The sequence below is a fragment of the Kineosporia sp. NBRC 101731 genome, assembly GCF_030269305.1.
In the GTDB taxonomy this organism is placed as follows: Bacteria; Actinomycetota; Actinomycetes; order Actinomycetales; family Kineosporiaceae; genus Kineosporia.
Genome location: NZ_BSTC01000001.1, coordinates 1280961 through 1299921 on the forward strand (window position 1 = coordinate 1280961; position 18961 = coordinate 1299921).

20 protein-coding genes, 1 pseudogene and 1 riboswitch are annotated in these 18961 nt (G+C 66.7%); of the genes and pseudogenes, 10 read left to right on the forward strand and 11 right to left on the reverse strand.

Annotated features, from left to right (window positions below; genetic code table 11):
- Window positions 1–8 precede the first annotated feature (8 nt).
- The 3 genes from QSK05_RS05675 (at window position 9) to QSK05_RS05685 (ending at window position 3375) form a co-directional block, all read left to right on the forward strand.
- A complete protein-coding gene (locus QSK05_RS05675; RefSeq protein WP_285594612.1) occupies window positions 9–1271 on the forward strand; it encodes a protein phosphatase 2C domain-containing protein in 1263 nt (420 codons plus the stop codon).
- A 71-nt stretch (window positions 1272–1342) separates the two neighbouring features.
- On the forward strand, window positions 1343–2626 hold the full coding sequence (locus QSK05_RS05680) for a vWA domain-containing protein (protein ID WP_285594614.1): 1284 nt from the start codon (window positions 1343–1345) through the stop codon (window positions 2624–2626).
- Window positions 2623–3375, forward strand: coding sequence for an FHA domain-containing protein (locus QSK05_RS05685; RefSeq protein WP_285594616.1), 753 nt, complete (start codon window positions 2623–2625; stop codon window positions 3373–3375). The genes QSK05_RS05680 and QSK05_RS05685 overlap by 4 nt, the downstream gene beginning before the upstream one ends.
- A gap of 56 nt (window positions 3376–3431) precedes the next feature.
- On the opposite strand, the gene QSK05_RS05690 is transcribed toward QSK05_RS05685, so the two are convergent.
- From QSK05_RS05690 to purU, 3 genes are all read right to left on the reverse strand, one after another.
- The gene (locus QSK05_RS05690; RefSeq protein ID WP_285594619.1) at window positions 3432–4082 is read right to left on the reverse strand and encodes a hypothetical protein; all 651 of its coding nucleotides are present in this window, start codon (window positions 4080–4082) and stop codon (window positions 3432–3434) included.
- Between the two features lie 209 nt (window positions 4083–4291).
- Window positions 4292–5092 (reverse strand): DUF6318 family protein, encoded by an 801-nt coding sequence (locus QSK05_RS36245; RefSeq protein ID WP_352300308.1) that lies wholly within the window; start codon window positions 5090–5092, stop codon window positions 4292–4294.
- Window positions 5093–5252: 160 nt separating this feature from the next.
- Window positions 5253–6197 (reverse strand): formyltetrahydrofolate deformylase, encoded by a 945-nt coding sequence (gene purU / locus QSK05_RS05695; RefSeq protein WP_285594621.1) that lies wholly within the window; start codon window positions 6195–6197, stop codon window positions 5253–5255.
- A 755-nt stretch (window positions 6198–6952) separates the two neighbouring features.
- Between purU and QSK05_RS05700 the strand changes: the two genes are divergently transcribed.
- The gene (locus tag QSK05_RS05700; RefSeq protein WP_285594623.1) at window positions 6953–8641 is read left to right on the forward strand and encodes a glycoside hydrolase family 26 protein; all 1689 of its coding nucleotides are present in this window, start codon (window positions 6953–6955) and stop codon (window positions 8639–8641) included.
- A 74-nt stretch (window positions 8642–8715) separates the two neighbouring features.
- Here the strand turns inward: QSK05_RS05700 and QSK05_RS05705 are convergent, their stop codons facing one another.
- A complete protein-coding gene (locus tag QSK05_RS05705) occupies window positions 8716–9090 on the reverse strand; it encodes a hypothetical protein (RefSeq protein WP_285594625.1) in 375 nt (124 codons plus the stop codon).
- A gap of 106 nt (window positions 9091–9196) precedes the next feature.
- On the opposite strand from QSK05_RS05705, the gene QSK05_RS05710 reads away from it, so the two are divergent.
- The 3 genes from QSK05_RS05710 to QSK05_RS05720 all read left to right on the forward strand — a co-directional run bounded on the left by QSK05_RS05710 (window position 9197) and on the right by QSK05_RS05720 (window position 12233).
- On the forward strand, window positions 9197–9760 hold the full coding sequence (locus QSK05_RS05710) for a LemA family protein (protein WP_285594627.1): 564 nt from the start codon (window positions 9197–9199) through the stop codon (window positions 9758–9760).
- Window positions 9761–9909: 149 nt separating this feature from the next.
- Window positions 9910–9998: riboswitch (ZMP/ZTP riboswitch) on the forward strand.
- A gap of 52 nt (window positions 9999–10050) precedes the next feature.
- The gene (gene glyA, locus QSK05_RS05715) at window positions 10051–11349 is read left to right on the forward strand and encodes a serine hydroxymethyltransferase (protein WP_285594629.1); all 1299 of its coding nucleotides are present in this window, start codon (window positions 10051–10053) and stop codon (window positions 11347–11349) included.
- A 5-nt stretch (window positions 11350–11354) separates the two neighbouring features.
- Window positions 11355–12233: a bifunctional methylenetetrahydrofolate dehydrogenase/methenyltetrahydrofolate cyclohydrolase gene (locus QSK05_RS05720; RefSeq protein WP_285594634.1), complete on the forward strand. Its 879-nt coding sequence runs from the start codon at window positions 11355–11357 to the stop codon at window positions 12231–12233.
- A gap of 59 nt (window positions 12234–12292) precedes the next feature.
- On the opposite strand, the gene QSK05_RS05725 is transcribed toward QSK05_RS05720, so the two are convergent.
- Entirely contained in the window at window positions 12293–13498 is a 1206-nt protein-coding gene (locus QSK05_RS05725; protein ID WP_285594636.1) for a M20 metallopeptidase family protein, read from the reverse strand.
- A 173-nt stretch (window positions 13499–13671) separates the two neighbouring features.
- On the opposite strand from QSK05_RS05725, the gene QSK05_RS05730 reads away from it, so the two are divergent.
- Window positions 13672–14478 (forward strand): exodeoxyribonuclease III, encoded by an 807-nt coding sequence (locus tag QSK05_RS05730; protein ID WP_285594638.1) that lies wholly within the window; start codon window positions 13672–13674, stop codon window positions 14476–14478.
- Window positions 14479–14561: 83 nt separating this feature from the next.
- Here QSK05_RS05730 and QSK05_RS05735 read toward each other — a convergent pair whose 3' ends face one another.
- The 5 genes and pseudogenes from QSK05_RS05735 to QSK05_RS05755 form a co-directional block, all read right to left on the reverse strand.
- A complete protein-coding gene (locus QSK05_RS05735; protein WP_285594640.1) occupies window positions 14562–14831 on the reverse strand; it encodes a Txe/YoeB family addiction module toxin in 270 nt (89 codons plus the stop codon).
- A complete protein-coding gene (locus QSK05_RS05740; RefSeq protein ID WP_285594642.1) occupies window positions 14824–15078 on the reverse strand; it encodes a type II toxin-antitoxin system Phd/YefM family antitoxin in 255 nt (84 codons plus the stop codon). The genes QSK05_RS05735 and QSK05_RS05740 overlap by 8 nt, the downstream gene beginning before the upstream one ends.
- Before the next feature lie 205 nt (window positions 15079–15283).
- Window positions 15284–15433: pseudogene (locus QSK05_RS05745) on the reverse strand (ATP-binding protein); the annotation flags it as partial.
- A gap of 171 nt (window positions 15434–15604) precedes the next feature.
- Window positions 15605–15988, reverse strand: coding sequence for an alpha/beta fold hydrolase (locus QSK05_RS05750; RefSeq protein WP_285594647.1), 384 nt, complete (start codon window positions 15986–15988; stop codon window positions 15605–15607).
- On the reverse strand, window positions 15985–16266 hold the full coding sequence (locus tag QSK05_RS05755; RefSeq protein ID WP_285594649.1) for an alpha/beta fold hydrolase: 282 nt from the start codon (window positions 16264–16266) through the stop codon (window positions 15985–15987). Before QSK05_RS05755 ends, QSK05_RS05750 begins: the two co-directional genes overlap by 4 nt.
- Window positions 16267–16597: 331 nt before the next feature.
- Between QSK05_RS05755 and QSK05_RS05760 the strand changes: the two genes are divergently transcribed.
- Both QSK05_RS05760 and QSK05_RS05765 read left to right on the forward strand, forming a co-directional pair.
- The gene (locus QSK05_RS05760; protein ID WP_285594651.1) at window positions 16598–16894 is read left to right on the forward strand and encodes an AbrB/MazE/SpoVT family DNA-binding domain-containing protein; all 297 of its coding nucleotides are present in this window, start codon (window positions 16598–16600) and stop codon (window positions 16892–16894) included.
- Window positions 16891–17223 carry a hypothetical protein gene (locus QSK05_RS05765; RefSeq protein WP_285594653.1) on the forward strand — a complete coding sequence of 111 codons (333 nt, stop codon included), beginning with the start codon at window positions 16891–16893 and terminating at the stop codon, window positions 17221–17223. Before QSK05_RS05760 ends, QSK05_RS05765 begins: the two co-directional genes overlap by 4 nt.
- A 41-nt stretch (window positions 17224–17264) precedes the next feature.
- Here QSK05_RS05765 and QSK05_RS05770 read toward each other — a convergent pair whose 3' ends face one another.
- Window positions 17265–18764 carry a methyl-accepting chemotaxis protein gene (locus QSK05_RS05770; RefSeq protein WP_285594654.1) on the reverse strand — a complete coding sequence of 500 codons (1500 nt, stop codon included), beginning with the start codon at window positions 18762–18764 and terminating at the stop codon, window positions 17265–17267.
- Window positions 18765–18961 lie beyond the last annotated feature (197 nt).

Consider the following 18961-nt stretch of genomic DNA (forward strand, 5'->3'; position numbering starts at 1 on the left):
AGGTTGATGTGAACGAGAATCCTCCGTCCGACGTGCACCCGGCGCCGGGACCGACAGCGGGGCAGCGCATTGTCTGTCCCAACTGCGGGGAGGACGCCGAGCCCGGTGACCTGTTCTGCGAAGGCTGTGGTCAGGACCTGCCCGACGGCATCACGCCGATGCCGGCCGACCCCGCCAAGCGGCCCGGGGGCATGTCCCACCCGGCCGCCGTCCTGCCGGCCACGCCGGTCGACCTGGAGTCGCTAAGCCCGATCTGCCGCACCTGCCGGGGCACCACCTTCCAGGACGGTTACTGCGAGAACTGCGGTTCGCCCGCGGTGAAGGTGCGCGACCACTGGGAGGAGCGCCCGGCCGCCTGGGTCGCGGCCGTCTCCGACCGGGGGGTGCGTCACCACCGCAACGAGGACGGGATGGCTGTCTCGGCCCGCCCGGAACCCGGATCCCGTGCCATTCTCGTTGTCTGCGATGGGGTTTCGTCGTCCTTCGACTCGGACATCGCCAGCCTCGGCGCCGCCCGGGCGGCCGCCGAGGTGCTCGACCGGCCCCGGCCGGACGTCGCCTCGGTGGCCGGTCGCATCTCGGCCTGGAACGAGCGCCTGGCCCTGGCCGGCGACGAGGCGAACAAGCAGGCGGTCGAGGCGGGCCGCCATCCCAGCGGACGCCCGGGCGAACGGCAGGACAGTCCGCCGTCGTGCACGTTCGCGGCGGCCGTCGTCGACAACGGCGTGATTGTCGTCGGCTGGGTCGGCGACAGCCGCATCTACTGGATCCCCGACTTCGGCGAACCCGAACAGATGTCGCGGGACGACTCGTGGGCTACCGAGCAGATCCTCGCCGGGGTGCCGCGCGAGGAGGCCGAGAACGGACCCCGGGCCCACGCGATCACCCGCTGGCTGGGACCGGACAGTCCCGACACCGTGCCCACCCGCGACTCTCGCGTGCCCGATCGCCCGGGCTGGCTGCTGGTCTGCTCCGACGGTCTGTGGAACTACTGCTCCCCGGCCTCCGACCTGGCCACCCTCGTACGAGGGCTGGCGGACGAGGTGCAGGGCGATCCCTCACTGCTCGCGAGCCGGCTCATCGACTGGGCCAATGCGCAGGGCGGTATGGACAACATCACGGTGGCCCTGGCCCGGATCGCGCCGATCCCGCCGCAGCGCGGCACCGGGATCACAACGGACGAAACCACCACCCCGACGCAAGCAACGTCGAGCGGGCTCAACGGCGTCCTTGGTTCGGACCCCACCGGCTACGGAAATCCGCACGCCTGACCTGCCCGACCTTGCCCCCGGAAACACACGGGCCACACCTCACGGTGGCCCACGAACGATCGGAGAGCCAGATGCCGTCCTTCAGCGCCGAGGTGTTCCAGAACGAGTTCATCTCCGAGGGCGCCACCGACGTGCACGCCATCGTCTCGGTGACCTGCGCCGGAGCCGGCGAGGCGGGCCGCGGGGAAGGCGGTGACGCCGCCGAGATCATCATCGTCGATACCTCCGGCTCGATGCTCGACGCGAAGATCATCGCCGCTCGTCAGGCCGCGGCCGTCGCCGTCGACCAGATCCTGGACGGCACCTGGTTCGCGGTCATCTCGGGCACGCACGTGGCCACCCGTGCTTTCCCGTACCCGAACGCCCGGATCTCGATGGTGCAGATGGAGCCCGGTGCCCGGGCCGCCGCGAAAGACGCCATCTCCCGGCTCGAGGCCGACGGCGGAACCGCGATGGGCTCCTGGCTGAAGCTCGCCGGGCAGCTCTTCGACACCGTGCCCCAGGCCACCCAGCGGCACGCGATCCTGCTCACCGACGGGCAGAACCAGAGCGAGCAGCCCTACCAGTTCCAGGCAGCCATCGAATCGGTCACCGGCCGGTTCCAGTGCGACTGCCGTGGTGTCGGCGCCGACTGGGACGTCGCTGAACTGCGCCGCGTCTCCACCGCGCTGCTCGGCACGGTCGACCTGATCGCGAACCCGGCCGCCATGGCCGCGGACTTCGAGTCGCTGATGCAGAAGGCCATGGGCCGCGGCGTCGCCGAGGCCACCCTGCGGGTCTGGGCGCCGCAGGGCTCGCAGCTGCTGTGGGTGCGCCAGGTCTCGCCCAGCGTGGAAGACCTGACCAGCCGCAAGATCGAGGTGAACCCGCTGACCTCGGCCTTCCCGACCGGAGCCTGGGGCGATGAGTCCCGCGACTACCACGTGGCCGTGCGCGTTCCCCCGCAGCCCGTCGGCCAGGAACGTCTCGCCGCCCGCGTGCAGCTGCTCGTCAGCGACTCGGTGGTCTCGCAGGGCCTCGTGAAGGCCCGCTGGTCCGGAGACGACGCCCTCACCACCCGTATCGACCCCGCCGTCGCCCACTACACCGGCCAGGCCGAACTGGCCGTCGTGATCCAGGAGGGTCTGGCCGCCAAGGCCGCCGGCGACGAGGCCACCGCCACCACCAAGCTGGGCCGTGCGGTCGCGCTCGCGGCTGAGACCGGTAACGATGAGGCCACCAGCAAGCTGCGCAAGGTCGTCGACATCGACGATCCGGCCACCGGAACCGTGCGGCTGAAGCGCTCGGTCGACAAGCTGGACGAGATGGCACTCGACACCGCTTCGACGAAGACGACAAGGGTCAACAAGCGATGAGCTCACGCTGTCCCGACGGGCACGTCTCCGAATCGACGGACTACTGCGACGTCTGCGGTCAGCCGATCGGTGCGGCGCCCACCCCTCCGCCCCTTCCTCCGAGCAACCCGCTCGACCTGATCTCCCCGGCCCAGCAGGGTGTCGGGCAGCCGGAGAAGGATTGCCCCCACTGCAACTCGGTCGTGCCTGCCGACGACCTGTTCTGTGAGGTCTGCGGGTACGACTTCACTACCGGGGTCATGCCCGAACCGGTGGGCGGGACCCCCGAGCCGCTCGCGCCCGAGCCCGCCGCTCTCCAGCCGCCCGACCCCACGATGCCCGTCGCGACCCAAAACCCACAGGCGCCACTGACCTGGGTGGCCGAGGTGTGGATCGACCCGGACTGGTACTCCACCCAGGAGAGCGACGAGCCCTGCCCGTCACCCGGTATGCCGCAGGTGGTTCCGCTGTGGGACCAGAGCATCCTGGTCGGCCGCAGGTCGACGAGCCGCAACATTCACCCTCAGGTGGACTGCGGCAACGACCACGGCGTCTCCCGCCGCCACGCCCAGCTCACCACCGACGGACAGCGCTGGTTCGCCGAAGACCTGCAGTCGTCCAACGGCACGCACATCGCCCCCGCCGGAGCCCCGCTGCCCACCACCCCCATCCCCGGAGGGCAGCGCACCGAGTTCCGCGAGGGTGACCGGGTCTACGTCGGCGCGTGGACGAGAATCGTCATCCGCCGGGCCACCCCCGACGAGTACTGAGCCTTATCGTCCGGTCGCACCTGCTCCCTCTGAAAGGGGCAGGTGCGACTCTCGTTTCAGGACGAGGACCCGGCCACCAGACGGTTCTGCGCCGAGACGACGTTCAGCGTGCTGGCCGGGCTGTTCACGGTGGCAAACCCGTCCACCGGTAGCCAAGGCCCACCCCCTACCGAGTACTCGCCGCTGTAGACCGTGGTCAGGCCAACCCGTGGGCGTCCGGACGAGCGGTAGACGTGTGCAGTCCGAAGCTCGGGATAAGGCGCCCCAGCATCCTCCGTGGTCAGCCCGTCCCCGTCCCCGTACCGCCATCGAAACTCTTCCGGCGTGGCCCGAACCCGCACCGGCAACCCAAGAATCGTGGTCGGAAGCGTCACCGTGTCAGCATCGGCGTACAGATTCGTCGGAACATTCACCAAGGTACGACCATCAGCCGGCTGCACCACGATCGGCGAAGCCGGCAAGGGCAGCCGCTGAAAATCCTCACCCGTGAGAACCGGCACGACAGGCGCAGGTTCATCGGGATCGACATCGCCCAGACAAACGTACGCACCGGTCGCTGTCCAGTTATTGGAACCGACGGGGGCACTAAAAACCCAGTACCCGATGTCGCGCGGCGCGGGTGTGCCTGCACACATAAGAGTGGCGTTGTTGCACAGCACGATTGCGCTTGTGGTGGGCAGGTTTCCAGTGCATGCGGGAAGGTGCATGTGTTTGAGTCGAGGCCTGGTAGAGATATGGCTCGTGGTGTTTGAACCTTGGGCGCCGCCAGATTCGGTCCACCCCTGAAGATCCATGTTGCTAGCTGAAGCACGTGAGGTTATGGATCGATCTGTGTCCGCGGGAGCATCCTCGGCGAAGGCGGCCTGACCGGGGAGCAGCATTGCTAAGCCCGTCATGGTGCTCACGAAAATGCGCTTCACGAGGAACTCGGTTCGTCGATAGACACGTCGTGCACAAGCCACTCGTGGTCCGCGGTCCACTGCAGAGCGACTGAGCTTTGAGACTTGGGTACAGGGGGGTATGTCTCTCGGCTTCCGTCTGGGCGCGTTTCAACACCGGCTTGTTGCGAGATCACGGTGGCAACAAGTATGCGATTTCCTACTTTTCCGGGCGGTGCAGCAACGAAATGGAGCTGGATGGAGGAGCCGGAGATCGTTGATCCTTTGGATTTCGCGTCTCCAACGTCATCGAGTGTGGATGCACAGAATGTGCAGTTAGATTGAATGATGGACTCAAATTTATTCGTATTCAAAGATTTGTAGGTCCAGTTATGTACATCCCAAAAATACCGAACAAAATCCTCGGCCCCCTTCGCGCTCCGCACCGCCTCTGGGGCGACTGGAGGTGTCACAGTCGCACTTGGGGTGGGTGTTGAAGAAGTTGAAATTGTTGTTGTGGGTGGAGGAGTGGGGTCTTTGCTGCCTCCTGTGCAGCCAGCCAGGGCTAAGAGCCCGGCCGTGAACCCGATGGCAACATCTTGTGCTCTAAACCGTCCCCCGACCATGAAAACAGAATAACCAGCCCTCGCCCCCAAAGTCCGCCCCTGAATCCGAACTGTGGATAACGTCCATAATCCCCCAAGCGGAACGGCCCGGCCCTTGGGCGTCGGGCTGCGAGGGCTTTGGGGAAGGTGGCGGGGGTGAGGTGACGGTGGCGGCTTTCGGTCCTGGTGGTCGGCGACTGTGGGGGTCGGCTGCGTTGTGTACACCTGGTACATCCGGTACCGGATGTACCAGGTGTACACATTCCGAAGGGTTCCCCGGCTGCCCGGACTCCGCTGGTTAGTGCCACTGCGTGGTGTCGCCTGCTGGGTGGGACGGGTTCGCCGGGGGAGCTCCTCCGGAACCGGCCTTACCTATCTGTTCTTGCGGCCCTGCTCAGCTGAAGACGACGGTCTTCGTGCCGTTGATCATCACCTTGTTCTCGGCGTGCCAGGTGACGGCCCGCGAGAGCACCTGGCACTCGACATCCCGTCCGGCGGCGGCCATCTGCTCGGCGCTGGTGGCGTGGGTGACGCGCTGGACGTCCTGCTCGATGATCGGGCCCTCGTCGAGGTCGGACGTGACGTAGTGGGCGGTGGCCCCGATGATCTTCACACCACGGGCATGGGCCTGCTGATAGGGCCTCGCGCCCTTGAAGCTGGGCAGGAACGAGTGGTGGATGTTGATGGCGCGTCCGCTGAGGGCCTGGCAGAGCTCGGGGGAGAGCACCTGCATGTACCGGGCGAGGACGACGAGGTCGATCTGCTCACGGTCGACGATCTCGAGGAGCTGTTTCTCGGCCTCGGGTTTGGTGTCCTTGGTGACCGGGATGTGGATGAACGGGATGCCGTGCGACTGCACGAGGTCCTCGAACTCCCGGTGGTTGCTGACGACGGCAGGGATGTCGATGCTGAGCGCGCCGATCCGGTGCCGGAAGAGCAGGTCGTTGAGGCAGTGGCCGAACTTCGACACCAGCACGAGCGTGCGGCAACGGGTGCTGGCGTCGACGAGACGCCACTGCATCTGGAACGAGTCGGCGACGGACAGGAAGCCGTTGCGCAGACGGTCGAGGGTCTCGACCGGGTCGAGCGCGGTGAACTTCACCCGCATGAAGAAGGTGCCCGGGTCGGTGCCGTCGTGATCGTCGAACTGCTCGCTCTGCAGGATGTTGCAGCCGTGCTGGATGAGGAAGCTGGCGACGGCGTAGACGATGCCCGGCCTGTCCTCGCAGGCGAGTGTCAGAACGTACTGCCGGCGGTCGGCCGGGGCGGAGCCGCCCGTGCCGAGGGGAGTAGGTGCGGATGTCGGCGTGGATGGAGTGGATGCAGAGGCCTCGGTCACCTGCGCAGCGTGCGTGGGAGGACGCCGAACGGTCAAGAGCGGCGCCCCGGCGAGGTGGAGCGACCTCGGGAAAAGCGGCACGACCAAGCACGAGAACGGGTCACTTAGCACACCGGAAGGAGTGCTCGTGACCTTCAAGGACGTGCACGCTAAGTGAATGTTATGGAAGTGGCAAATATGTCTTGCGGGCTACCTGACGGTACTGCGTAATCGAATGATGCCTTGCTGTTAGACCCGCAGCTCACATGATCATTTGGCGCCGTCAACGCGCCGCCATGACCTGCACGACGTCCGTTCTGCGAGGGTTGGGAATTGGCTGGCCCGGTCTCACCTGAGACCGTCCTGAGAATCCCAAGATTGTCTTGAATGGCCTCTGACCAGCACTGGTATGGTCTGCCACACATTAGACGGTTGGGGGCGGGGTCACCTAGCATCACGATTCGATCTCGGTTGCGACATATGGCCGGGATGCATCCGTATCAACCGGCCGAGGACGGCCAGTAGCCGTGCAGGACGCCGGGCGACCATGGGAGCAGAGAACCACCGTGACGAGCAGACGCAGAGCGCAGGGCGAGAGCGAGCGAAGAGCCAGATCCGCTGCGGAGCGTGAGGGCCAGGAGGCTCCCGCGAACCGTGGCGAAGTGCTCGACACCCGCCGCAGCCGCGCCACCCGCGCATCCCGCGATTCCGTCCGATCTGCCCCGTTGGACCCCGCAATGGCCCGCCGCAAGCGGCGCGCCGCTACCAACGCCCGAGTGGGTGCGTTGGAGGGGTCCTCTTTCTTTGCTGACGACGATGGCCAGGACAAGAGCGCCAAGGCCACGAGTGTCCGGGTCGAGCCCGCCCCGGCCGAGCAGCGGCTCAGTCGCTCCGACCTGCGGGCCCGCCGCGAGCGCATGGAGAAGCGGCGCCGTCGTCGCGCCCTGCAGCGTCAGCTGACGTTCGGGCTGATGGGCCGCGAGACCGACCCCGATGCCGTCACGGTCGCGATTCCCCAGCTGGAGGAGACGCAGACCGGTTCCATCAAGGTGCGCTCCGGCCACGCCAAGGTGGCGACCCCGCCGTCCGGGTCGCTGGAGATCGTCGAGACCGACGTCACGGTCGACGATCCGACGCCCACCGGCGAACTCAGCAGCCGCCGCGCCCTGCGGGGGCAGCGCCCGAAGACCGGCCGCCGTTCCAACCGTGGCCCGATCGGCCGCGCGGTCAGCAACAAGCGCGCCTGGCTCGGTGCTGTGGCGATCGCGCTGACCATTGCCGTGCCCGGCGCCTACTTCATCGACCGCGCCCAGCAGGACACGGTCGAAGAGGCCGCGCTGACCAGCGACAGCAACTCGATGCCGGCGATCACCGCGGACCGTTCCGCGTCGCCGACCTCGGAAGAGCTGAAGAAGAACCAGGAACGCCTGGGTAAGGCCACGGCCACGAAGACCAAGAAGGCCGCGGCCAAGACGAAGACGAGCAGCAAGTCGCCGAGCGCCAGCAAGACCACGACGGAAGACTCGTCGCCGTCGGCGACCACCGGCAAGACCACCCAGATCGGCCTGGCCAACCTGAGCGACAAGGCCTCGGGTCTGGGCTGGGCGTCGGGCCTGTACATGCCGGGCAGCAGTGCCGGTAACGCTGCGGCCTTCGGGAAATGGCGTGGAGCGGGCGTCGACGTGGTCGTCGACTGGCCGGCACGCGCCAGCTGGGACGACCTGATCAACCCGGAGTGGTTGTACGACTCCTGGAAGAACACCTCGTACACCAAGTCTTTCGGCTTCCCGCCCTTCCCGGAAGACGGAAGCACCCTGTCGCAGTGCGCCTCGGGCGCCTACAACGACAAGTGGAAGCAGATCGCCACGAACATCAAGGCCGCGGGTCTGGACGACACGAGCGTCATCCGCCTGGGCTGGGAGTTCAACGGTGACTGGTACGCCTGGCAGGCGAACGACCCCGCCGCGTTCGCCGAGTGCTGGCGACAGGTTGTCTCCGCGGCCGAATCGGTGGCCCCGGCGCTGACCTGGGACTGGAACGTCAACCGGGGCGTGAGCGCCGGTCAGGCCGACCCGACCAAGGCTTACCCGGGCGACAAGTACGTCGACATCGTGGGCATCGACTCCTACGACATGTGGCCCGGCGCGACCAGTGAGTCGGCCTGGGACGAGCAGCTGAACGGCAAGCAGGGCCTGAAGTACTGGAGCAACTTCGCCAAGAACCACGGCAAGAAGGTCAGCGTGCCGGAGTGGGGCGTGTACCCAGGTACCGCGCATGCCGGTAACAACGGTGGCGACAACGCGTTCTACATCGGGAAGATGAAGGCCTGGTTCGAGAGCCTGGGCAGTCAACTGGCTTACGAGGCCTACTTCAACGAGCCGGCGAGTTACTACGCCGGGTCGATCTTCGGTGAGGTGCAGAACCCGAATGCCTCCGCGAAGTACAAGGCACTCTGGGGCAAGTAGATCGTGCAAGAGAACGCCTCCCGGGAAAACCATTTTCCCGGGGGGCGTTTTTTCGTGGTGGACGATCGGCCCGGCTAAAGAATGCCGTCCTCGATCTGTTCCACGGTGACGGACCAGTGCAGGTCTTTGAGCAGCGCCTCGGCGTCGATCGCGGTGAGCTGTTTCTTCAGCAGCCGAATTCGCTTACGGCGCGGGATCTCCGGATCGGCATCCCCGCCCGCGTAGAACTCGTCGAACGCCTTCAGGAATCCGCGGAAGGCATCCATGCTGCTGCTGAGCAGGCACGGGGTGCTCGGGGTGGGGTCGAGCAGGAAGAGACGACCCTCGGCGTCCACACCGATCTCCTGGTAATGATTCGCCGCCCCGATGACCGTGAACTCGCGCCCGCCCATCTCCTGAACCCGTGCGGGCCGGTCGTCGAGGGTCATGCCGAAGCGCAGCTCTTCCATGACTTCAGGATATGACTCGTCCGGTAGGACCGGATGGTCTGCCCCTTGGGCCGTGAATGGGGTGAAGGCGTGGAATGAGGGGTCGACGACTGGCTACGTTGAGGCCATGGTGCTCGTGGTGACGCTTGTCGTCCTGGTGGTCGTGGCGCTTTCCCTGTTCTGGGCGGTGCGTGCCCACAATGGACTCGTGCGCCGTCGTCACCAGGTCGAGGCCGCGTCCGCGCAGATCGACGTGCACCTCAAGCGCCGTCATGACCTGATCCCGGATCTGATCGAGACGGTGAAGGGATGCGCGGCCCACGAGAGCGGCACCCTGGACGCCGTGGTGCAGGCCCGGCAGCAGGCGGTGTCCGCGAACGGCGCCGGCGCCGGGCAGCGCGCGCAGGCCGAGAACGAGCTGTCGGCCAGGCTGTCGAGGTTGTTCGCGGTGGCCGAGGCCTACCCCGACCTGAAGGCCAGCCAGAATTTCGGCGCGCAGCAGAGCGAGCTGGCCGACACCGAGGACAAGATCGCCTACGCCCGGCAGCTCCTGAACAACGCCGTGCAGACCTACAACACCAGCCTTCAGACCGTGCCGACGAACATCGTCGCCGGGCTGGGGAGCTTCACGCCGGCCGAGTACTTCGAGGCCCGGGGCGAGGAGCGCGGAAACATCTCCGTCCAGTTCTGATGTCTGTAGCCGTGTCTGCAGCCGGCAGCCGGGTCTGGTGATCCAGCCGGTTTGAGAAGTTCGTCCAAGGGCTACTGACAGCTGTTGCGGATGATGCGATGCTTATCGCCATACGCAACCGACCGGCCACTCGCGGGCATTGATACGATGTTCCTCGCCGCGACTGGCGTTCGGGTGGGTCACCACCGGGAAGCGGTGGAGTGTCGTCGTCTTCGGGTCGTTCGCCTGGGCCCGGGGCAAGGGAAGCACGACCTGACCACCCGACGACCGACTCTGCTTGGAGTAACCGCATGACGTCTGACGCCGCCTCCACCAGCCGCGCGATCACCAACGAGTCCCTCGCTGACGCCGACCCCGAGCTCGCCGCCGTTCTGGGCAACGAGCTGGGCCGCCAGCGGAACACCCTCGAGATGATCGCCAGTGAGAACTTCGCTCCCCGCGCCGTGCTCGAGGCGCAGGGTTCGGTGCTCACGAACAAGTACGCCGAGGGTTACCCGGGCAAGCGCTACTACGGTGGCTGCGAGTTCGTTGACGTCGCCGAAGAGCTGGCCATCAGCCGGGTGAAGTCCCTGTTCGGGGCCGACTACGCGAACGTGCAGCCGCACTCCGGCGCGCAGGCCAATGCCGCCGCGATGCACGCCCTGATCCGCCAGGGCGACACCATCCTGGGCCTGGAGCTGGCCCACGGTGGTCACCTGACCCACGGCATGAAGATCAACTACAGCGGCCGGCTGTACAACGTGGCCGCCTACGGGGTCGACCCGAAGACGTTCCTGATCGACATGGACGTCGTGCGTGCGAAGGCCCTCGAGGCCCGGCCGAAGCTGATCATCGCGGGCTGGTCGGCCTACCCGCGTCAGCTCGACTTCGCCGCGTTCCGCTCGATCGCCGACGAGGTCGGCGCCTACCTGATGGTCGACATGGCGCACTTCGCCGGTCTGGTCGCCGCGGGCCTGCACCCGAGCCCGATCCCGCACGCCCACGTCACCACCAGCACCACGCACAAGACCCTGGCGGGCCCGCGAGGCGGCATCATCCTGGCCAACGACCAGGAGAACGCCAAGAAGTTCCAGTCCGCGGTGTTCCCGGGCCAGCAGGGTGGCCCGCTCATGCACGTGATCGCCGGTAAGGCGGCCGCGTTCAAGATCGCCCACTCCGACGCGTTCAAAGACCGTCAGGCCCGCACCGTGCGCGGCGCCAAGATCCTCGCCGAGCGCCTCACCGCCGCCGACGCCACGAAGGCCGGCGTCTCGGTGCTCACCGGTGGCACCGACGTGCACCTGGTGCTCGTCGACCTGCGGGAGTCCCAGCTCGACGGCCAGCAGGCCGAAGACCGTCTGCACGAGATCGGCGTGACCGTGAACCGCAACGCGGTTCCGTTCGACCCGCGTCCGCCGATGGTCACCTCCGGTCTGCGCATCGGCACGCCCGCGCTGGCCACCCGGGGCTTCGGCGACGAGGAGTTCACCGAGGTCGCCGACGTGATCGCGAACGCCCTGCAGCCCACGGCCGACATCGAGAGCCTGCGCAAGCGGGTCGAGAAGCTGGCCCAGGACTTCCCGCTGTACGAAGGCCTGGAGACGTGGTGACGTCGGTGACCGCGCAGCTTCTCGACGGTAAGGCCGCCGCTGCCGCTATCCGCGTCGAGCTCAAGGAACGCGTCTCCCGGCTGAAGGAACAGGGCATCGTTCCCGGTCTGGGCACGGTGCTGGTCGGTGAAGACCCGGGCAGCGCCAAGTACGTCGCGATGAAGCACGCCGACTGCCTCGAGGTCGGCATCAACAGCATCCGCGAAGACCTGCCCGCCGACGCGACGCAGGAGCAGGTCGAGGCCGCGGTCAAGCGGCTCAACGACGACCCGGCCTGCACCGGGTACATCGTTCAGCTGCCGCTGCCGAAGGGCCTCGACTCCGACCGGGTGCTCGAGCTGATCGACCCGGCCAAGGACGCGGACGGTCTGCACCCGACCAACCTCGGTCGGCTGGTGCTCAACGTCAACGCACCGATGACGAGCCCGATCCCGTGCACCCCGCACGGCATCGTGGATCTGTTGTTGCGCAATGACATCGATCTCAAGGGCAAGGAGGTCTGTGTGGTCGGCCGCGGTGTCACCGTCGGTCGCCCACTGGGTCTCCTGCTCACCCGCCGCGAGCTCAACGCCACGGTCACGTTGTGCCACACCGGTACCCGTGACGTGGCCGAGCACGTGCGCCGGGCCGACGTGGTGGTCGCCGCGGCCGGGGTCGCGAACATGATCACGGCCGACATGGTGAAACCGGGCGCGGTCGTGCTCGACGTCGGCGTCAGCCGGGGCGTTCCCGACCCGGTCACCGGAAAGTCCAAGCTGGCGGGCGATGTCGCGCTCGACGTGCGCGAGGTGGCCGGCTGGGTGGCGCCCAACCCGGGTGGGGTGGGCCCGATGACCCGGGCCATGCTGCTCGCCAATGTCGTCGAGGCGGCGGAACGGCAGTAAGAGCTTCAAAATTGAGGACGCCCGCCACTCACCGATGGTGAGTGGCGGGCGTCCTCAATTTAAATGCTGAGTTGACGCAATGCCAGCTCGGTGTACAGAGCTGCCCCGTCGGGAAGCACCGCGTCGTCGAACGTGGCGTGCGGCGAGTGGTTGCTCGGCGCGGTTTCCGGATCGTGCCCATCGGGGCACGCGCCAATGAGAATCATTGCCCCCGAGACCTTCTCGAGAACCCGGGAGAAATCCTCGGTGCCGGTGAGGGGCCGGGCCAGGGTGTGGATGCGTGATTCGCCGAACAGGTTGGCCGCCGTCTCGAAGGCGAAATCGGTGGCCACGGAGTCGTTCAGCGTGACCGGGCACTCCTCGACGTACTCGACCGCCACCTCCACACCGTGCGCGTCGGCGACGCCCTGGCAGACCTGGTGCACCAGATCGCGCATCTGACGGCGCACGCCCCGGTCGAAAGTACGCACGGTGGCCTCGAAACCAGCGGTCTCCGGGATCACCGTGTGCTTGGTGCCGGCCTTCAGCTTGCCCACGGTGAGCACGGCGGCCTCGAAGGCGTCGATGCGGCGGGTGATCGCGGTCTGCAGCGCCATCACCATCTCGCAGATGGCCGGCACCGGGTCGCGGGCCAGGTGTGGTGAGGCGGCATGCCCGCCGGAACCCCGGGCCGTCACGAAAAGACCGTCCGCAGCGGCCATCACGGCTCCCGGGCGGGTAGCGATCGTGCCCAGCGGCACCTGGTTCGGCAGCACGTGCAGGGCGAAGGCCTTGTCCACGGCCCGGCCGGCGGCGCCGAGCACGCCCCCACCGATCATCTTCGAGGCGCCCTGATAGCCCTCCTCGCCGGGCTGGAACATCAGCACGACGTCACCGGCGATCTGATCCCGCCGGTCGTTGAGCAGCCGGGCGGCCCCCACCAGCATCGCGGTGTGCAGGTCGTGACCGCAGGCGTGCATGGCGCCGTCGACGGTGGAACGGAACGGGCTACCCACCTCCTCGTGCACCGGCAGGGCGTCCATGTCCGCGCGCAGCAGCACCACTGGCGCTGTCTCCGGGTCGGGAGCGGCGGTGCCGCGCAGCACGGCGGTCACCGAGCCGATCTCCTGGCCCGCCGTGATCTCCAGGTCCAGGCCGTCGAGGGCCTCGAGCACCGCCTGCTGGGTGCGTTGCAGCCGGAGCCCGATCTCGGGTCGCCGGTGCAGCCGGTGCCGCAGATCGGCGAGATCGTCGCTGATCCCGGCCGCGTCGTCCAGAAGGGTCATGCCACGTGTTTACCCTTTGTCGAGCCCCCTGGACAGGGGTTTCACAGAATGTGACTCCTGATCCACGCCGCGACCAGGTCCGGCGCCTCCTGGACCGGCGTGTGCCGGTGGGTATCACCTCCAGCCGGGCCTGGTCGTCCCGGGCCCGTTCCTCAATGGGAGAGGATGGCGTCATGAGGATCGCGACCGTCAACGTCAACGGTATCCGGGCTGCTGAACGGCGGGGTATGCCCGCCTGGCTCGCCGAGCGGCAGCCGGACATCCTCTGCCTGCAAGAGGTCCGGGCCGACGACGCCACGCTCATGAAGATCATGGGTGAGGGCTGGTACGGGGTGCACGAGGAGTCTTCGGCGGCGAAGGGCCGGGCCGGGGTGGCCGTGCTGTCTCGGACTGAGCCGGTGGCCGTGCGCTCGGGCCTGGGGTCCTTCCTCGGCGCTGGGCGATGGGTTGAGGCTGACTTCGCTCTGACGCCTTCTGCTGAGGGGGAGCCCTCGCTGCTGACGGTGGTGTCGGTGTACGTGCACACCGGCGAGGCCGAGACCCCGAAGCAGGACGAGAAGTACGCCTTCCTGAACGAGATCCGGGAGCGCATGAACAAACTCGCCGCGGACGGGCGTCATCTGCTGGTGTGCGGCGACTTCAACATCTGCCACCGCGAGGTCGACCTGAAGAACTGGAAGGGCAATCTGAAGAAGGCCGGCTTCTTGCCGGCCGAGAGGGCCTGGATGGACTCGCTGTTCGACGAGGACGGGTTCGTGGACGTGCACCGCAGCCTCGCGGGGGAGGGGCCGGGGCCTTACACCTGGTTCTCCTGGCGGGGGAAGGCCTGGGACACCGGGGCCGGTTGGCGCATCGACTACGCGATTGCCGGCGCCGGCCTGGCTGCACTAGCCACCTCAGCCGAAGTCGACCTCGCGCCCTCCTACGCGGAGCGCTGGAGCGACCACTCACCGGTCGTTGTGGACGTGACGCTTGCGTAGAACGCTGCATTGGCAGTGCGCGATCTGCGGCGCTGAGTTCCGCCATCGCTTGAGCGATTGAACTGTCGCTCGCGGCCCCAGCGTCAATGATCGTAGTAGTGGCCTCGGAGAAGGACGATCACGAGTTGCTTCTCGGTGAAGCTGTAGACCATGCGGTCCCCCTCGGTCACACGTCGGGACCAGTACCCGGCCCACTCGGCGACCAGAGGTTCCGGCCTGCCGATCCCTTCCTCCGGTGTCCGGCGAGCTTCGTCGATCATGCGATTGATTCGCCGAAGCGTGGGCTTCTGCGCTACCCAGGACTGGTAGTCGTCCCAGCCCTGAGTGGTGAAGGTGAGGAGGCGATCAGACATCGGGGTCGATCAGCTCCCGCTCTTGGGCCAAGCCAGCCTCTGCCTGGGCGATGGACTTGCGAAGACGGTTGGCGACCTGCGGGTCGGACATCAGGAACAGGGTCTCCTGGATGCGCCGCCACTGCTCTTCGGGCACGAGGAAGGCGGTGCCGCCCTTGGACAAGATCTCCACGACCTGCTGATCGTTGTTGACTTCCTCGATAAGGGGGAAGAGACGTTTACGCGCTTCGGTCGCAGTGATGGCCATGGTGCGCTCCAGTGGTGTCGGTATCAAGACGTCACTGCATGGTACCAAATCTGGTACCAGTACGGTGGGCTGGTCCGCCTGCTCGACGGTTCCTGGTCGAAGTGGTGGATTATCGACGGCCCTGGGACACCGGGGCCGGTGGAGCGATCATTCTCCGGTGGTCGTGGACCTGGAGCTCGGCTTCTGACGTCTTGACGGGTAAGGGCTACGGGCCGAGCAGCGCGGCCGGAACGACGGCGATCCCGTCGGGCCGACGGTAGGCGAACTGGCCGTTCGTGATCATGATCGCGTCTGCGAGCCGATCTCCGATCATGGTGCGCAACCAGTGCAGGTGCTTGACGTCGTCCAGGCCCACTTCACCGTAGGGTCGCTGCAGCGGTTCCCTGCATCATGGCACTTCAGACCCTCTATGTGTCCGTCTGCGCCCTCGCTACGACACCGTTTGCATGCTGGCTACAGATCCATTTGCACGCTACTTACGGATCTGTTTGCTTGATCGACTGAGAGGGTCCGGGCGGGCAGGCTTCTATAGGGCGGCCAGTCTCCGGGCCAGCTCGTCCGGCCGGCTCAACGCCAGTAGGTGGCCACCCGGCATCTCGATCGTCTCGGCGCCCAGCCGCTCGCGGGCGAGTCTGCGCACGAACGCCAGAGGGAACAGTCGGTCGTCACGTCCTTGGAGAACGAGGGTCGGCACCGACGGCCAGACTTTCGCCGGCCATGGTTCTGTGAAGGATCGGTCTGAGGGACTGCGGTGCGGCCAGGTCATGGCGGTTGCCTCGATGTCCGGGGAGACGTCGTGGAAGAAGTCTTTCGGCGCTTCGAACTGACCCAGTCCGGCCTGCACCCGGGCCACCTGGTGCCCGGTCGCTTCCCACCACTGCCCGGCGGTCTCACCCGGCGCAGGAATCATGGGGTTGATGAGCACCAGTAGGCGTACGGGTACCGCTCAGCCACCAGAGGGGCCACATAAGCGCCCATGGAGTGGGCGACCACGATCGTGGTGTGCGGGTCGGCGTCGCCCAGAGCCGTGACCACCGTGTGCGTGTACTCGGCCCAGCCCGCGGACTCGTCCTGAGCCGGCAGGTCGACCGCTATGGCAGTGTGCCCCAGCTCTTCCAGCCGCGGAACGACGTAGTTCCAGTAGCGGGCGTCGCCTCCGGCCCCGGGGATCAGTAAGAAAGTCGTCACGCCGGTCCGACTCCCGCGGGAGTCGCTTCTCATCTCTGGCGACAACTCTCGTGGTCCTGTCCGGTTCACCGGGGTGAGTTGACGAAGGTCCCTGGACGCCGGGGGGCGCATCGACTACGCCATTGCCAGCCTCGGGCTGGCCGTGACGGCCACCGCCGCTGAGGTGGATCTGGCCCCGACGTACGCCGAACGCTGGAGCGATCACTCTCCAGTGCTAGGGCCTTGGCGCTCGACTCCTGACGCGCGGCGCCTGCAGCTATGCAGCATTGCTGCTTTGCGACTTGGAGACTATCGTTGATAGTGGGGTCACGTAGATACAGGAGGGCAGGCTGTGGCAGACGCTCTTTTCCATGGATTCATCGCCTTGCAGTCGCGAGGATTGTTCGCTCTGCCCAGTGAAGTTCGGCGTCGGTACGGGCTGGACAAGCCCGGTGCCCAGGTCGAGATCACCGAGCGCTCGGACGGTGTTCTGGAGGTGCGCCCGCAGGCGGCCATTCCCGCAACCCAGGCGTGGTTCTGGGAAGAGGCGTGGCAGCAGCGCGAGCGCGAGGCCACGGCGGACCTCACAGCGGGCCGGTTCACCGACCATGACAGTGCCGACGCGTTTCTTACCGATCTCGACTCGTGAAGTTCCGAACTCTTGACAGCTTCAAGGCCGATTACAAGAAGCTGAAGCCCGAGCACAAGGACACTTTCAAGAAAGTCGTCCTGGACAAGTTCGCCCCCGCCTGTGACGACTGGGCGTCGGCGCAGGCGGCGCAGGCGGCGCGTCGGGCCTACGTGTGGCCGGCTTCGCTTCGGGTGGACGAGATGCGAAGAGCTCCCGGCATCATGGAGATGACCTGGAGCTTCGCTTCGCCTGACGGGCGCGCTACGTTCCAGTTCCTCTCCATCGATGGTGAATGGTTCTGTGTTTGGCGGCGAATCGGCAATCATGGCGGCTATGCCAATCCATGAAGCCTGAAGAACGCCCCGTCTCTCGGAGGCTTGCTGTCGAATCAGCAGCGGAAGCGGGAGATCAGACCGTCGACCTGACGCGCGATGCCATCCAGTTCGGTGGCGGAGGCGCGGTTCCTCACCGCGATAGCGGATGTCTCCTGGACCGTTTCCTGGATCCCCGCGGTATTCCTGCTGATCTGGGTGGCGCCGTCGGCGACCTCGTCGACGCTTCGGCTGATCTCCGCAGTGGTCGCGGACTGTTCTTCGACCGCGGCGGCGATCATCGACTGGTTCTCGTCGATCCTCCTGATCACTCCCACGATGGTATCGATGGCGTCGCTCGATCTCTGCGTGATGCTCTGAATCGCGGCGATCTTCGCGGTGATGTCCTCGGTCGCCCCACCTGTCTCGTGGGCCAGATCTTTCACCTCGGAGGCGACGACGGCGAAACCGGTGCCGGCTTCGCCGGCCCGCGCCGCCTCGATGGTCGCGTTCAGCGCGAGGAGGTTCGTCTGCTCGGCGATGGTGGTGATCGCCTTCACGATGGCCCCGATCTCCTCGCTCGCCGCGGTCAGGTCGGCGACTGATTGGCTGGTGATCTGGGCTTCGCGAACGGCCTCCGCCGCCACCTCGACCGCAGACGCGGTCTGACCGGCGATCTCGCGGATGGCCGACTGCATCTGCATGGTCGCTGAGGACATCCCCGCGATCTGTGTGCCGACGAACGTGGCGGCCGAGGACGTTTCCTCGGCCTTGGCGGCCGTTGCCTCGGCAGACTGCCCGAGCCGCACCGACGTGTCCGACAGTTCGGCACAGGCGCCGATGAGAGTTCCGGTCGCGGCCCCGGCGGCCGAGATGGTCTCGCTGATCTCGGTCATGGCCTGGTTGAAGGCCACTCCCATCTGTGCGAACTCGTCCTTGCCCTCGGTCGCCACCCGCGCGGTCAGGTCGCGCTCGGCCATCGAATGCAGGGCCACCATCACCCGCCTCAGCGGCCGGATCACCGATCGGCCGACCATCCAGCACAAGACGGCGAACATCAGGATCGAAGCGATGACTCCGATGAGCAGCCAGATCTTCGCTTGTCGCGCTGAAGCCTGGGCCTGGACCTGGCTGTCGTCCACGGCGGCGAGCATGGCTTCGTCCACACCCCCCATGCTTTCCTCCAGCTGGGCGAACAAGGTCAGGAAGGCAGGGAGCTCGGCCCTGGCCGCGGTGGGATCGCTTTCCGCCAGCTGGCTGAGCGAAACCGCCTGATCTGCATACTTCTCCAGGTCGGGCCGAACCGCGGCGAACTGTGCGGCAACGTTCGAAGGAGCCAGTGCGGCCGCCTCGTTGAATCGGCTGAGGATGGCTGCGGCGTCATCGGTCACCGCCGCCGTGTCGAGCAGCTCCCGATCGGCTGCGGTCTCGGCGAGCAGCGCGGCCAGCACGTCGCCGCGTATCCCGTCGTGCAGCATGTCAGCATTCCATTGAAGCGACATTCCGTTACTGGTCCGGGCCAACTGCTGGCCGGCGTCCTCCTGGGAGCTGGTTCCTTGCAGTCCGACCGCGGCCATCGCGATCACGCAACCCGAGCCGGCTAGGGCGATGAACAAAAATCTCCGTCTTACACCCATTTTCGCTTTACCTAACCTCGTGAAGGCAGACCGAGTGGAGGGATATCCGCGGCGAGGCCGGTGACCGGCGCATCCGTTCGTTCGTGCCCTGTCAGGTTCGGCGGATCATGGTCGGTACTCAAGCCGGTTCCGCCGAA